Origin of the sequence: Nostoc sp. 'Peltigera membranacea cyanobiont' 210A (genome assembly GCF_002246015.1) — a bacterium.
GTDB lineage: Bacteria > Cyanobacteriota > Cyanobacteriia > Cyanobacteriales > Nostocaceae > Nostoc.
On record NZ_NOLJ01000011.1, the window covers coordinates 1 to 15119 of the forward strand.

General features: G+C 41.4%; 10 protein-coding genes and 3 pseudogenes. 8 read left to right on the forward strand and 5 right to left on the reverse strand.

Features of this window, described 5'->3' with window-relative positions; all coding sequences use genetic code 11:
* Nucleotides 1–112: 112 nt before the first annotated feature.
* Nucleotides 113–2725 (reverse strand): annotated as a pseudogene (gene nrdJ / locus CDG76_RS39750) (ribonucleoside-triphosphate reductase, adenosylcobalamin-dependent).
* A gap of 398 nt (nt 2726–3123) precedes the next feature.
* On the opposite strand from nrdJ, the gene CDG76_RS28980 reads away from it, so the two are divergent.
* The gene (locus CDG76_RS28980; RefSeq protein ID WP_094352315.1) at nt 3124–3465 is read left to right on the forward strand and encodes a KGK domain-containing protein; all 342 of its coding nucleotides are present in this window, start codon (nt 3124–3126) and stop codon (nt 3463–3465) included.
* Between the two features lie 66 nt (nt 3466–3531).
* Nucleotides 3532–4524 (forward strand): tRNA lysidine(34) synthetase TilS, encoded by a 993-nt coding sequence (gene tilS, locus CDG76_RS28985; protein WP_094352316.1) that lies wholly within the window; start codon nt 3532–3534, stop codon nt 4522–4524.
* Nucleotides 4525–4907: 383 nt separating this feature from the next.
* Here tilS and CDG76_RS38700 read toward each other — a convergent pair whose 3' ends face one another.
* Nucleotides 4908–5315: a transposase family protein gene (locus tag CDG76_RS38700; RefSeq protein WP_262984373.1), complete on the reverse strand. Its 408-nt coding sequence runs from the start codon at nt 5313–5315 to the stop codon at nt 4908–4910.
* Between the two features lie 50 nt (nt 5316–5365).
* Complete coding sequence (locus tag CDG76_RS38705; RefSeq protein ID WP_223265441.1) at nt 5366–5746, reverse strand: helix-turn-helix domain-containing protein; 381 nt, start codon at nt 5744–5746, stop codon at nt 5366–5368.
* 67 nt (nt 5747–5813) lie between these two features.
* Between CDG76_RS38705 and CDG76_RS28995 the strand changes: the two are divergent.
* Together CDG76_RS28995 and CDG76_RS29000 are read left to right on the forward strand one after the other, a co-directional pair.
* Nucleotides 5814–5993, forward strand: a pseudogene (locus CDG76_RS28995) (type II toxin-antitoxin system HigB family toxin); the annotation flags it as partial.
* Nucleotides 5983–6384, forward strand: a complete 402-nt coding sequence (locus CDG76_RS29000; protein ID WP_094352317.1) for a helix-turn-helix domain-containing protein — start codon at nt 5983–5985, stop codon at nt 6382–6384. The pseudogene CDG76_RS28995 and the gene CDG76_RS29000, both read left to right, overlap by 11 nt.
* Before the next feature lie 46 nt (nt 6385–6430).
* On the opposite strand, the pseudogene CDG76_RS29005 reads toward CDG76_RS29000, so the two are convergent.
* Together CDG76_RS29005 and hmpF are read right to left on the reverse strand one after the other, a co-directional pair.
* A pseudogene (locus tag CDG76_RS29005) lies at nt 6431–7537 on the reverse strand (IS630 family transposase).
* Nucleotides 7538–7630: 93 nt separating this feature from the next.
* Nucleotides 7631–9394 carry a pilus motility taxis protein HmpF gene (gene hmpF / locus CDG76_RS29010; RefSeq protein ID WP_094352318.1) on the reverse strand — a complete coding sequence of 588 codons (1764 nt, stop codon included), beginning with the start codon at nt 9392–9394 and terminating at the stop codon, nt 7631–7633.
* A 384-nt stretch (nt 9395–9778) separates the two neighbouring features.
* On the opposite strand from hmpF, the gene CDG76_RS29015 reads away from it, so the two are divergent.
* The 4 genes from CDG76_RS29015 to CDG76_RS29030 all read left to right on the forward strand — a co-directional run bounded on the left by CDG76_RS29015 (nt 9779) and on the right by CDG76_RS29030 (nt 15073).
* A complete protein-coding gene (locus CDG76_RS29015) occupies nt 9779–10957 on the forward strand; it encodes a response regulator (RefSeq protein WP_094352319.1) in 1179 nt (392 codons plus the stop codon).
* Nucleotides 10958–11209: 252 nt separating this feature from the next.
* Nucleotides 11210–11575: a response regulator transcription factor gene (locus CDG76_RS29020; protein WP_069073698.1), complete on the forward strand. Its 366-nt coding sequence runs from the start codon at nt 11210–11212 to the stop codon at nt 11573–11575.
* A gap of 13 nt (nt 11576–11588) precedes the next feature.
* Nucleotides 11589–12119, forward strand: a complete 531-nt coding sequence (locus CDG76_RS29025; RefSeq protein WP_094352320.1) for a chemotaxis protein CheW — start codon at nt 11589–11591, stop codon at nt 12117–12119.
* 14 nt (nt 12120–12133) lie between these two features.
* Complete coding sequence (locus tag CDG76_RS29030; protein ID WP_094352509.1) at nt 12134–15073, forward strand: methyl-accepting chemotaxis protein; 2940 nt, start codon at nt 12134–12136, stop codon at nt 15071–15073.
* Nucleotides 15074–15119 lie beyond the last annotated feature (46 nt).

Genomic DNA, 15119 nt, shown 5'->3' on the forward strand with positions numbered 1-15119 from the left:
CCCCTAATCCCCAGAGGGGGCCCCGAGTTCCCCGCTTGCGGGGAGGGGCTGGGGTGGGGTGCAATGACTGTGGAAATCATAACTAATTATACGGACATGATATCACTTCACCTTATGAGCTTGGTTGCTGATCGGGAAACATACACTTATCAGAATCACAACCACTAGGGCCAGCCTCTGTCATTTCGCCTAAATCGTAGCGGCTTAGTACTGCACAGAAATCATCTGTTTTGCGCCGCGCTTTCACTTCTTGAGTTAAGCGATCGTAGGTTGATTTATTTATTGGTTCAAATGGCAAACGTGGGAATGATTGCAAATCGTCAAAACGTGCTAAAAGAGCTGCTGAAATATATCCCTCATCATTCTGAATGGTTTCGTAAATGCGCTGTCCTAAAGGCTCGATTTCATCAGAGCGAAGTTCCAAAGTAGCTGATGTGTTGTGAGTCACGTACCAACGTTGAACCTGGAGGACAAAATCAAATTGGGCTAAGACTGAAAACTTAGAAACATCAATTTCATCAGCCCCTGGTAAATCAGCCCAAGTCACAGAAACAGGGATTTCCACTAGCCATTCACTCACCCGTGAATCAAAGGGATCGTTAAGCAAATTGCCGTGTTCATCTTTGTCTGATTGAGAGGGAATGACGTTGTAACCATAGTCAATACAAGCTAAGGCTACTGGGTCATTTTTACCGAAGGTGATTCGACGAATGAATCTTTGAGCTTTGGGAGGATGCCACCCTGAACTAGCATTAGTTAATAAAGCCTTAGTACCACTGGGTTGCACTGTGGTGCAGCGATTTGGGCGCTTGAGATTGTGGCGATCGCAATAATCCCAAACTACCCGATGTACAATATCTCTCCAAGAACTGAGGTATTTCTCTTCCTCACGCTTGAAAGCTAATCCTTGTGGAGTTGCTGGTCTTCCTTCTTCCCACCAGCGCAGCCAATCAACACCAAAAGCATGGACAAAGAAATCAAATAAACCTGTAAAAGAAACTCCCACAATCGGGTCTAATTCACGGCTGTATTGATAGCGTGGTTCCAGGAATTTGTGATTTAAAAGTGTTGCTACAGATAACGCCCCAGCGGTGAAAGCTTCCTCCTGTTCTTTGTAGTTATGTGGGTCAATTTGATTAAGATGAACCTCTGACAAATTGCAGTGGAAATTAGAGCCGATGATTTCCAGATTTGTTACCCTAGAGGCTTTTTATCCCCTAGTTCTACTGCTTGATTATTTGCAGTAGCTCCGCGTACATTTTGCAGATGTGACTTCAAATAATAAAAGTGTTTCGGCTCCGCTCAACACAAGTGTTTTTCACATCCGCCCCCGCACTCTTGGAGAGATTATATTCTAGACACCAATTTCGGATGTAATCTAGTTTCACTCTCTACGCTGTACGGTGTCAAAGACTTTTTAATTCCTTTGATTACCACGGGATTAGCATCTCAGCTTTCCCCGTTTTTGCGAGGTTTTTAACGTGAGGCAAAATCAATTACCACACGGATTTAAAGCGTAACGAGCTAAACGATGTTCTAACTCATTAGCATCAAGATTTGAATAACGTTCTTCTAACCACTGTTTTGCTGTTCCTTGTTCATAGGCTTGTAAAAACTCAACTTTCAGAGCTTGTGTTGGTAGCAAATCTATGTTCGATCGCGCTACAGCTTCACCAGCCCATTGAATCGCTCCCTCTCCGCTGTAATATTGTTTGCGGACAGCACCAACACATTCTTCTAAGGTCGGCTTGCGGTGAAAAACTCTGGTATGATTTGCCATCCTGAGTGCATCACGCTCTGGATCGATTCGCCAGTTGCCATTTTCATCTTGCTGCCATAAGTTATCTTTGGCATCGGCAAACAAACTATCTTCGCTAGAACCTTGCCTCATACCAGCCGATCGCCTAATGTTCCCGGCAACAATTGTTACAGCAGCTTGATCGATTAACAGACAGCATTCAACTGAATTTAATTGCCGCCCTACAGTTTTATTCAAGATGGAAGCACAACGCTGATAAAGTCCGGGCAATTTCACCGGATTTGCAACTCCTCCAAAGCCGTTGAGAGTTTCTCCTGCTTTTCGGACATCGCTGATATCAACTAATACTTCCACTTCTGCTGAAAATTGCTCATCAGTAGAGAGTTCTAATAAGGCTTGATATGATTCAACCCAACCTTCACGGCTATCTCCAACGTGAATAGTGACGTTATTGCCTTCTATATGAGTTTCAGTATATTCACGTCGCTGTTGGACAGGAGTGCTGCCAATTTCACCTTTTACAGTGACATTCAGTTGATTGCGAATCGGAGGCAACTGGTTAATAAATTGTGGTTCTAGGACGGCTCCAGTACCACAGCCCATCATTGCTAGATCCATCATTAAGCCGAAGGCACTCCAGTCTTCGAGATTGGTAGAAGTGCAATTATAAGCCCCGGAAAAGTTCTTTGGCTTGGTTATCCAATCTGTACCACCAACCCATAACCAGCGTCCACTGGGCATAGCTTTCAAGTTGCGCTGCATCTTATCCAGTGTGGCAGCTTCTTCTTGAGTTAGCTTTCCCAATTCGACTAAGCCGAGTATAGTGCGATCGCATACCTCATCCCATGTTTCCCTTAGTCCCGCCTTTGTACGGCGGCTATAGGTTCTAAAAAATACGGGATTAGCAGCCGGTGCAGTTTCTGGAAACCTTGCACTCTGGCGTGTTCTTTCGAGATTCTGAACCATATATTAAGTGTCTTGCGTTCTTCTTGCGTGCGGACAGATTATGACTATACGCCAAGTAGTTTGAGTATTAAAGATTGTCAAATTGTCCACTTTACGCTACCTCTACCCGGCACTAATTACAACATAAATTTATGATGTATAATGTCCTCTACCCTTGGGTAAGAGATAGATACTAAGTTTTAATTAGCACTATCTGTTTTAAGTAAGTTATCTCTATCACCCCATCTTCAGGGTGATGATCGCTACTCAACGCCCCGCTATCGCTAACTGTACTCATGACTCTTCATTAGTTTCCCCCAACTAGCAGTGATAGTTAAATAAGTTGCGGCTGTCAGTCAAATCCAAACAATTCATTCCAGTCTCTTGGGAACTATAAATTTAGTTACAGGAAATTGATTATGAATGATGAATGGGAACCTTTAAATCCTGATGATGATGTTGTGCATTTTCATCAAGAAGCATTTGAAAATTTACCCCGCACTCAAATAGTGTTTCAGTTATTCAAGGAAATCAAAAAAATTTGGGCAGAACACTTTACATCGTCAGGATCAAGAGTATTTGGAGAAGGATTTGAATGTTGTGTTTTAATACCCGGTCAACAATGGCGGACAGGTAAAATTAGAGTACGCCTAGAATTCTGCCCTGATGAAACTGAAATCGAAGATAATCGATTAGATATCAAACACGAAAACTCTCCCCTTGACGACCTTCGGCAGCAACTGAATGAAGGTAAAAACTAATACCCAAGTTGATATACACAGATATAATAGAAAATTATCTGTGTCTGTGTGCGCTGAAAAAATAAAATGGTATGGACTCCCCTACACGCGAAAATCCATCGCACCATCCGATCGCGTCACTTATTTGAGCGCAACCAGCGGCTATTAATCGCTGTTTCCGGCGGACAAGATTCTCTGTGTTTAATAAAATTACTTTTAGATTTACAATCCAAATGGGGATGGTATTTAGGTATTGCTCACTGCGATCATCGCTGGCGTTCTGACTCCGAAGCTAATGCTAACCACGTCGAAAATTTAGCTAAAACTTGGGGTATATCCTTTTATTTAGAAACAGCGAACAAACCGATAAATAGTGAAGCTACTGCACGCGATTGGCGCTATCAAGTTTTAAGTGCGATCGCTCAGGCAAATAATTATCAGTATATAGTGACAGGACACACCGCTAGCGATCGCGCCGAAACTCTCCTCTACAATTTAATTCGCGGTACTGGTGCTGATGGCTTACAAGCCCTGACTTGGCAACGCCCTCTAACTACAGGCATTCTGTTAGTACGTCCACTTTTAGAAATTACTCGCACACAAACAGCGCAATTTTGTGAAGAATTTAAATTACCAATTTGGGAAGATTCCACCAATCAAGATTTGCAATATGCCCGCAACCGCATCCGCCAAGAATTATTACCATATTTGCGAGATAATTTCAACCCCCAAGTAGAATCAGCCCTAGCCCAAACAGCAGAACTTTTACAAGCGGAAGTGGAATATTTGGAAAAAGCTGCCCAGCAGTTGCGGGATGGGGCATTAGGCGTGAGACATGAAAAAGATTCTCTTACTCTTCTTCCCTTACGGTTAAATCGTCGGGTATTACAGAAAGCACCACTGGCGTTGCAACGTCGGGTGATGCGTCAGGTATTGCAGCAAATACTGACTGATGCGCCTAGTTTTGAACACATCGAAAAATTAACGGCTTTAATTATAGCGCCCAACCGATCGCAAACCGACCCATTTCCTGGTGGTGCGATCGCTCAAGTAGAAGGCGACTGGATCTGTTTGAAATAGTTATTTAAAGGCTTTTTGTTATCAGGGAGGATGCACATTATTAGTTTTAGAATCTTAAGAGAATATGCAGAAAACCATGCAGATTGTCAGGAAGCATTAAGCAATTGGTATAAGGTTGCTACTAAAGCGAAATGGTCAAATTTAATTAGACATCTCCAAAAACTATCAAAGCTTTGCTGTGACTAGCTCATAATATCTAAGCGCAAGGTTAGCTAACTAGCTAGTCTATACGATAAAATAAGGCTTTGAGATATTTCTTGATAATAATGAGGCAAAAATATGTAGTTATATGCGTTGATTTTAGCCTGATGGCAAAGGAGCTATTGTTGTTGGCAATATTAACGCTCCAATTCGCAATCTGACTAGTCCACAAATTGTCAAAATTACTTGTTCATACTTTTTAGATTTAATCTAAATCTATCTTGAACAACTCGAAATATTTTGACTGAACGGATTCGGTGTTCAACAAATACTCGTTTGGATGAAAACTCCTTATTTTCTTTTTTCTGGTCAATTGTTAACTTGCTATTTCTCGGTGTTTTAATTGGGGTGTCAATTAAATCTTCTCCTAGATATCCTAAATCCCCCTTAAATTTCTGTTTTGGGTCAAAGTTATCACGGTTTTCTCTAAACAAAATTATGTCGCTTTTTGGACCAGGTTCGCCAGCGATAACATCAACGATATCCCCGGCATGTGGCAAGATAATTATCTGACTTTTAAATGTATGTTTTCTTGCCTTTCCTGAATAATATTTTTCTTGCTCTTTATTGTCTCCAGGTCTTTCCCTCACTTGTTCATAGCTATCTACAATTAATTCATATTCTGTCAGTACCTCTTTAACTACTTCATAGTCAGATTATTTTTTTTTACCTGTTCAATTAAACTAGATGGTAACAATTCTCTCAGTAGTGGCAACCAATAATTAAATGTATCATTTGCTGTGGACTCACTTACTCCAAACTGGATACCCAAAAGTTGAAAAGTTGTCAGATGCCTCAGATATACCAAGGTTAAAATTATTTGTTCTTTGATAGATAACTTTGATTTACGACCTCCACCGCCAGCAATAATTCTAACTTTCTGGGATTCTAACAACGCTTGTTGTTCATTGTGTAATTTTTCCGCATTATAGATTAATTGTTGTAACTGTTCATGCCCCATACCAATTAACCGCTTTGTTTCTTTGGGATTTTCCTCAATGTGATTCAGTATGTCACTCATATTTTTGTGTCGAAAAACTTCTCATGATGTTCTTTTAGCACAGAATATTACTATTTTGGAGATGTCTATTGAAGTACAGCAAATTTTTATTAAAGCTGAAGCTGTTAGTAACTTTACAGTATTCAATATTAAAGGAAATAAATATCGCTTGATTGTTAGTATAGATTATGAAGGACAGTTAATTTATATTAAATATATACTCAACCATGCAGAATATGATAAAGAGAACTGGAAAAATGACCCTTAGTTTTAATCCAGATAAATACAAGGAATTATTAACAGCTTATCTTCCCAAGCTTATAAAAAGTGAAGCTGAAAACGAGCAAGCTTTAGGGATAGTGGAAGATTTAATGCACCGGGAACGCACCCTAGAAGAAGACGAACTTTATCAGTTATTAATTACTTTAATTGAAAAGTTTGAACAAGAATATTATCAGCCAAGCCAGCAAAATAATTCTACGTCTATGTTGCTATTTCTTTTAGAAGAATCTGAGAGAAGTAGAGATGATTTAGTATCAGTTTTAGGGACAGAAAATTTGGTTGATAATATTTTAAATGGACAAGAAAAGATAAATACAGAACAAGCTCGTAAACTGGGAGAGTTTTTTCATGTAGAATCTAGTTTATTTATAGAGTAATAAACTAAACTCGTAGTTCATACTTGGGCTTTAGCCTATAGGACTCCTATTTGATTTTTGAAAAAACTCCGTACATCTGGAGAGTAGCGAAATCAAAGGTAGTGTGTCGGATAAACCACTCAAACATCCACTTTAAATGAGAGAATGAAGGAACCAAAGCACAAAAACGTCGAACCCATGTTTTAGCCTGCAACCAAATATCCTCAATAGGATTTTGTACTGGGCAATTGGGAGCTTTAGCGTTCGCAATGTATTTTCCATTGTTCAGATGACAACCCAAGATTTACCTCGTCCAAAAAACCTCGAACTTCTTTAGAACGGTGGTAACTAGCGCCATCCCAAAAAATTAGTAATTGCTGATCGGGAGAGTCAGCTAGCAGATATTGTAGGTAATCAATAGTATTTTTTGAATTTCCCGCATCATAAGCTTTGAGAACTAATTTTCCTTGCAGATAGTCAATTGCCCCATAGTATGTCTGCTTATCTCGTTCATTAACAACTGGGACTGATATTTCTTGGTCACTTTTTCCCCATACGTAACCATCTTATTTCTCCCCACATTAAATGGCATTCATCAATTAGCAGTACTCTCAACTTTCCTGTTTCGATTTCCACGCTTGTGATGTGCCAGCAATGTCTCAATCTCTTTTTTTTTGCTGCAACAGCATTCTCGTCGGCTTTGGGATTCAGCTTTGTGGTTTTCTTCCAACTGATGTCAGCGGCATCAAATAAGTCGTAGTAACTTTGTTTCGAATCATAAACTACGTCGTACTCAAAAGCTAATTTGTACTCCAGTTCACCCAGTTCCCAGCAGTTCTTGGTTTGCAGCCAACTCAACACTTCTTCTCGCTGTTCAGCACTCAGGTAGCTTTTTCTCACGAGTGTAGTTCAAGCACAGTCCATTAATTCCATCCTGCTCATAGGCTTGTTTCCAGCCTGTTATCGAGCCTAAAGACACATCTAGAATAGCTTGGATTTCTTCGTACAAGTAATCTTGGTAAATCAATTTAACTGCCAAAGCTTTTCTTGCTTCACGGGCATCACGACAAGCTGCTATGAAATCTTGTAACTCAGCGATGGCTACGCCCGCCGCAGGCATCGCAGTTGCCACTCCTCCAGGTAGTATTGCCGATTGTAGATGCTGGTTTATCATTGTCTGCTCTTACACTTGTCAACTCATCCGTATTATCTCGTAGTCTTTTTCAAAAATCAAATAGGATTCCTATAGCTAAAGCCCCAAAACTTATTAAGACGCTAGTAATACTGGCTGAGGCATTAAACTCTGGAGAGTATGACGCAACTGAGCGATCGCTTGGACTTGATAATCACCAGTTTCCTGGAATTGATCCAAAGATTCTGCAATTCCTTGCAGCTTTTGCCGTAATCCATCTAGAGAATCCTGAATTGGTTGTAGCGCTTCTTGATAAAGATTCACTCGACCAGATAATTCAGCAGTTGTTCTTCGTAGGGATAGCAAATTTTCCTCGATCGCTTTCAGTTCTTGGCGCTTTTCATCTAGATCGTGAGTTTGATTGTCAATCATTCCCTGATTTAGCTCAATACCAGAACGAATCTGCTCAATCTCACGTTCCAGCTTTTGGATTTCCTGTGAATATTGTTGTCGCTGGGTTTCAATTTGTAGCAGAATCGGTTCTAAATTAATTTTGTTGTTACTTTCTTCTTCTTCAGTAACAGTATGTCCTTGGCGTCGCAGCATTACAGCTTTGTGTTGCTTGAGAAACTTCTGGTGCTGTAGCATATTGCGGCGTTGTCCCACCAAACTGGAATTTAGCATCTGATAAAGGTCTTTTTCATCAGTTAGTTCTAGTTCCAAATTGATATGGTCATTGTCAGATGCTTGATTTAATTTAGTTTGGAGTTCTTCTATAGCTTCTTGTTTATATTTCAGTTCTTGTTCTTGATCGTGAACAAAGCTAGCATCGATTTCTAACTTATGCTGCAAGTCTTGCACTATCTTTTGTAGTTCTTCTAAAGGCATTTTATCCAAAGCCTCCACATCAGCTTGCCTGCCGAGAACTACATCACCAGATGTTGCCGCTAAAGAGTGAATCTGTTGATATAACTCTTCGGCGTTTCGTAACTGCTCTTTGACGAGCCGAGCATACTCTTGCTTACTGGTAAGGTCTGCTGTATTTATTTGTAATTGGGCTGTTTGCTGAACTAAAGAATTTTGTGCTTCTTGCAATGCATTTTGGCGATCGCTAAAGGTTTGTGACAAACGCTCAACTTCTTCTTGCTGTTGTGCGATCGCAATTTTTTCCTCCTCCAGTTTTTGCCAGTGCGGGGTAAGAGTCGCTTGCTGCTTTTCGACCAATTCAAAGGCTAGATGCAAGTGTTCTCTGACTGTTACCGTCGGAACAACATGACTAGACAAGCGATCGAGTAACTCACTCATTACTCGACTTTGCTCCTCATCCAAAACCGTCCCTTGTTGAAAATCCGCTTGGCGTTCTTCCAGGCGACGCTGCTCACCCCGTAAATGCTCCCAAGCGCCTTCCAACTCTTGGCGGTTGCGCTCAATTTCTCCTTGTAATCGTTCAATTTCCTGGCGGGAGGTGTCAACTTCCTGTTTTTGCTCCTCTAGGTGTTGTACCTCATCTTCCAATTGTTGCAACTGTTCCGAGCGTACCTCCATGTCCATTTCACGGCGATTCAACTCTTGCGCCTGAAATGTTAGTGACTGTTTCCACTGATCGATCTCATCTTCCTTGAGCTTAAATTTCTCCAACTGGCGGGAAAAATTCTGCAAAATGTTGACGAGTGGACGTCCTGCTTCTTGAATCCGCTGCACTTGACGATTCGGATTCAGTTCAGCCAGTACTAAAGCACCATCATTTAATTTGCTTGCGTCCTCAGCGGCAATCACTTCTTCCGACACAGTACTCCAATTCTGGTCAGTTCGCTGACAAGCTAGCAGTTTCAGTTCAGTTTTGGCACCGCCACTGAGTAAACCACCTTTCTGTTTTTGTACTTCTGCTAAATACAGCACACCGTTAGTCCTTTATTGATGCACTTAAAGTTCGTGTTTTGAGATATACCTTAAATAATTCTGTTAACTTGTCTCACTGAACCGAGGTTGAGGAGAACAAGACAGACAAAACTATAGACGCAAGATGTTACGTCTTGATACTTATAGAAGCGATCTGGTCGCGCCTTTATATTTTGTACTGATGACAGTGATGATGACTTCCGTGTTAACACTAGCTTTGTCAAAGTGTATTACGAAAGATGAAGGTTTATAGTTTAATGTATTCCCTAATGACAATCAGAACAAAGTAAAAATCTTTTCAATACTCCATAATCAATACTTAAAGAAGAAGTCATAATTCACGATTCAGAACTCAGCAATACTTAAGGAGTACTTTTTAGCTAAATGCAGGGAAATTTAAATGAAATTGATATTTGCAGTATCCTGCAATTGATTGAATTGGGACAGCGAACAGGGCAACTATGGGTAGAAGCTTATAGCTCTCACCATAACAACAAACTGGGTGGAGATGGAGCAAGCATTTATCGCCCTAAACAACAGTCTTGGTTCGTCTTTTTCGTGAATGGTCAAATTATTTATTGCCAAGAAGGCGAGAGTAGTTTATCCAGAATTAGCGATTATTTACGTCATTATCGAGTTGAGATGCGACTCACTGACAAACAAATTGCCTCCCTAACACCAACCGACGCGCCAGAGTATGCCTATCTTTGGGCACTCTTGGAGCGGAATATCATCAACCCAAAGATAGCTGGTAGTATCATTTACGGTTTGGTGCATGAAACTCTCTTTGATTTGCTGAGTTTACGCCAAGGTAACTTCATTTTCCATCAGGGTGCAGCACTTGCCCCGCAATTAAACACTTATGAAATTGCTCCATTGGTGACAAAAATCACCAAGCAGCTGCAACAGTGGAAGCAACTCTATCCACACATTCAGTCTCCAGAACAATTGCCAGTGCTATCTGACAAAGTTCAGCTACAATCTTCTTTACCAGAAGCAACCGTGAATAAGCTACAACATTGGGCTGATGGTAAAACATCCTTACGACAACTAGCTCGCCATCTCAACCGAGACATTTTGACAGTCGCTAAGGCAATATATCCTTATGTGCAACAAAGTTGGCTACAACTAGTATATTCAGAGACTAATCACCCAGGTACACACACGGGTAGCTGGGAATTGAAAGAAAAACCAATGGGGCGGATAGTATGTATTGACGATGCGATCGCCATCGGTGAGACTATAAATTCCATCTTACAACCACAAGGTTATGAAGCGATCGCTCTCACCAATCCCTTAGAAGCACTGAGTCTGGTTTTTCAACTCAAACCAGATTTAATTTTATGCGACATTGCCATGTCGGAATTAGAGGGGTACGAGGTTTGTGCCATGCTGCGACATTCAACAGCGTTTCGGCTCACACCGATTATCATGCTTACTGGGAAAGATGGGTTTATGGATCGAGTCAAAGCTAGGATGGTCGGGGCAACAGATTATTTGACAAAGCCGTTTACAGATACTGAGTTACTTATGCTCGTAGAAAAATATATCAACAACCAATGAAAATTGGGCATGGGGCATTAATTATTTTTCCCTCATCTCTCTCACCTATGGGGCATATAAAGAGATCAAAGATTTGTTGATCTACTAAAAGATGAGTTAAAAGATGTTATCACAGAGTCAGTTAACTGAGTAAAACGTCAATCTCCGGGAAAATAGTGAAGGCATAAAATTAATTTATACAGTTAATACTTGCGGAGGAATCAGGGAATGTTCCAATTAGGAACGTCTAAATCAGGAGGTAAATAGACAATTATGAGCACAGTTCTGATTGTGGAAGACAGTATAGCGCAAAGGGAGATGATTACAGACCTCCTGAAAGCAACTGGCCTAACAGTTACCCATGCTAGTGATGGATTAGAAGCATTAGAGGCAATTCAAATAGCACCTCCAGATTTAGTGGTATTAGATATTGTCATGCCCCGAATGAACGGCTACGAAGTTTGTCGGCGGTTAAAATCCGATCCAAAAACCCAAAATGTCCCAGTAGTTATGTGTTCTTCTAAAGGCGAAGAATTCGATCGCTATTGGGGCATGAAGCAGGGTGCAGACGCCTACATAGCCAAACCGTTTCAACCAACCGAGTTGGTAGGAACAGTCAAACAACTGCTGCGAGGATAAGGATAAAAACAACATGGTCAGCAAACCGGACTTTTTAAGTGGCAGCGGTCAAGACCACTTTCGACCAGAATTACAAGTAGAAAGTCCTGAAGGTGAGTTACATTTGAGGTTTTACATTCCCTCGCATCAGGAGTTTGCACTACAAGCAACTGGCATCCGAGAGGTAATTGAACTAAGTCCTGATAGAATCACCCCGATTCCTAATGCTTCTCCTTTACTTTTGGGTACTCTAAATTTACGAGGTCGAGTTATTTGGGTGGCCGACTTGGGTCAATTTCTGGGGGAAGCAGGTGCATTAAACACGGATAGAGCTGAAATTTCGGTGATTGCTATTGAAGAGCAAGACACAATAGTGGGTTTAGCAGTAGAGGAAATCGGTGGTATGGACTGGTTGGATGTCCAGAATCTGATGCCACCAACTAGTGTTCCAGATACGATGGCTCCCTTTTTACGTGGAGAGTGGTCATTAGGTGCTAAAAACAATCAGTGTCTACGACTGCTCGATCAAATGGCAATTGTACGAAGTGCTAGGTGGGCAGGATGAAATTGGAGGAGGAAATGACAGCAAGTATTGATAATTACGAGCCAACATATCAACAGGCGATGACCGCCTATGTTCAAAGAAATTATGAGGTTGCGGCCACTTTAGTTGACCAAGTGGTGCAAAATTTACCAGATGACCCCAATACCCATTTGTTGAGGGGTCACATCTACTATGTTTTACAGCACTATGATGTAGCAAAAGAAGAATATCAACAGGTGTTAGGCTTGACTAACGATCGAGAAATTATTGGTTTTGCCAAGAATGGAATTGACAATATCAATCAATATTTAGAGTCATTTAGTGGGCAGATCGATCCATCAGAAAGTCAAGAGGAAATAAACTCTTCAGAGATATCCGATCCACTGGCATATAGCGAATCAGAATTAGAAGATTTAAGCGCTAATCAGGAGTTTGACAGCGAAAACCTTGATTTGAACTTTTTTGGAGAGCATCAAGAAAGTATGAATGGTGTTGAAGATACATCTTCAAAAAGTCCATTCGATCTGCCCACAGAAGATAGTATTGGAACAGAAAAAATCTCAGATTCTTCTATAGCTTTTGGTGATGACCCTTTTGCCATGAATGAAGAATCACAGGAACAGGAGTCAAATAAAAACTGGGAGGAGAACACAGAATTAGAGTTGCCTGCTTTTTGGCAGGAAAGTATCTCAGAAGAGATTTCCGAAGAATCATTAGCAAATAGTCAATTCTCAGATAATGGGATAAATTCTCCTTACGGAAATTCAACTATTGACAATAATAACCCTTCATCTTCTAATTCACAAACTGGTAATAACGAGAATAATTTCCCTGATTTGTTGAGTGAGCCAAAGTCTCCATCTCAGAGTATGGGAAATTTAGAATATAAAAAATCTAGTTTTGGAGACGAAACTTTACTGATTGTTTCAGAAGAACCGAGAAATGATTCGCCAACAACAAATAACTTGGAATACGGCAGTCACGATAACTTGTCTGAAACCGAATCCCATAGTTGGTTAACACCAAAAAAAGTGGAGTCAGAATCAGACTTTCAGCGGAATTTACCTGATAATACATCATCTTTTAATAGTAATTTACCTCAGAAGGAAAAGCAGTTTAAATCAGGCGAATTCATCGGGAAAAATAGCTTCGATGACGATGAAAATTTTGATATGGAAGCATTTGAGTCTGCCTTTGGCTCAGAGAGTTTAAACTCTTATGAAGACTCAAGCAATATACTAAATGGAGAAAATTCTAAGAGCAATATCGAGTTTTTAGATGACTTTGAGGAATTTGACGATTTAGGCAATATTCCAGGGTTTGACCTGATGGAAGGAGATTCTAACTTCGGTAATGCGGCAATGCATTCTGGTTCAGCAGAAACTAGTGATACTGGACGCCCGCAAGTAGGGGAGGCTTTTGCAAGTAATTCAGCCGATCGCGAAGAAGAACTTTTCTCAATGACTGGTTCCCATGAAGCCGTTCCAGTCTTTAGCCAAACAGATATCTCCAAACTAGAACCCAACGTCAGCATTGAGCAAGGATGGTTAGCACCATTAGAAAATGCCTCCATCGAACGAAAACAATGGTTAATCGCTGGAAGTGTGGGCATTGTTTCGGCGCTGGTTGTAGCCACAGTTAGCTTTGTCGCTACCACATTTTCGCCACCCCAACAACGAGAAACAGTCAGAAACACCGGTTGGGCAATGTCACTAGCCGCTGGGATTGCAGGTTTTGCTACCGCAGGCTTCATGGGGAATCTGGCGCTTAAACAAATTCGGCGCACAACTAATGACCTGCAAGCTCAGTTTGAGGCTGTACGTCAAGGAAATCTGAATGCTCAAGCTACAGTATATTCCGAAGATGAATTGGGGCATTTATCCACTGGCTTTAATGAAATGGCGCGGGTAATTTTCACAACCACAAGTGAAGCCCAACGCAAAGCCGATGAACAAGAGGAAGCCAAAGAAAACCTGCAACGTCAGGTGATCCGCCTCTTGGATGATGTGGAAGGAGCTGCGAGAGGTGATTTAACAGTTCAAGCGGAAGTGACAGCTGACGTACTGGGAGCCGTAGCTGACGCCTTTAACCTAACAATTCAAAACCTGCGGGATATTGTCCAACAGGTAAAAGTGGCAGCGAAGGATGTGACAAAAGGTGCAACCAACTCTGAAACTTTTGCTAGAGCCTTATCTGGTGATGCTTTGCGCCAAGCAGAAGAGTTGGCAGTAACGCTGAATTCTGTACAAGTAATGACCGACTCGATTCAGCGGGTAGCAGAAGCGGCGCGGGAAGCTGAAACCGTTGCCCGCGATGCTAGTATGATCGCTCTCAAGGGTGGCGAAGCAGTAGAAAATACCGTAGCAGGGATTTTAGAAATTCGAGAAACCGTTGCCGAAACCACTCGCAAAGTGAAGCGGTTGGCGGAATCTTCCCAAGAAATTTCTAAAATTGTGGCGTTGATTTCTCAGATTGCTTCCAGAACAAACTTGCTGGCACTGAATGCTAGTATTGAGGCGGCAAGGGCGGGAGAAGCTGGACGCGGGTTTGCGATCGTCGCAGATGAAGTGCGTCAGCTAGCAGATAAATCTGCTAAATCGCTCAAGGAAATTGAACAAATTGTGATGCAAATCCAAAGCGAAACAGGCTCTGTAATGACCGCAATGGAAGAAGGCACACAACAAGTAATTAAAGGCACAAAATTGGCAGAAGAAGCCAAGCGATCGCTCGAAAACATTATTCAAGTGGCAAATCGCATCGATATTCTTGTGCGCTCCATTACCAGCGACACTGTGGAACAAACGGAAACCTCCCGCGCCGTCGCTCATGTAATGCAATCAGTAGAACTGACCGCCCAAGAAACTTCCCAAGAAGCACAAAGAGTTTCAGGTGCCCTACAACACTTAGTAGGTGTATCCCGTGACTTAATCGCCTCCGTTGAACGTTTCCGAGTGGAAACTATGGAAACCAGATAAATTGTCATTTGTCCTTTGTCCTTTTTATTTGCCAATGACTAATGAC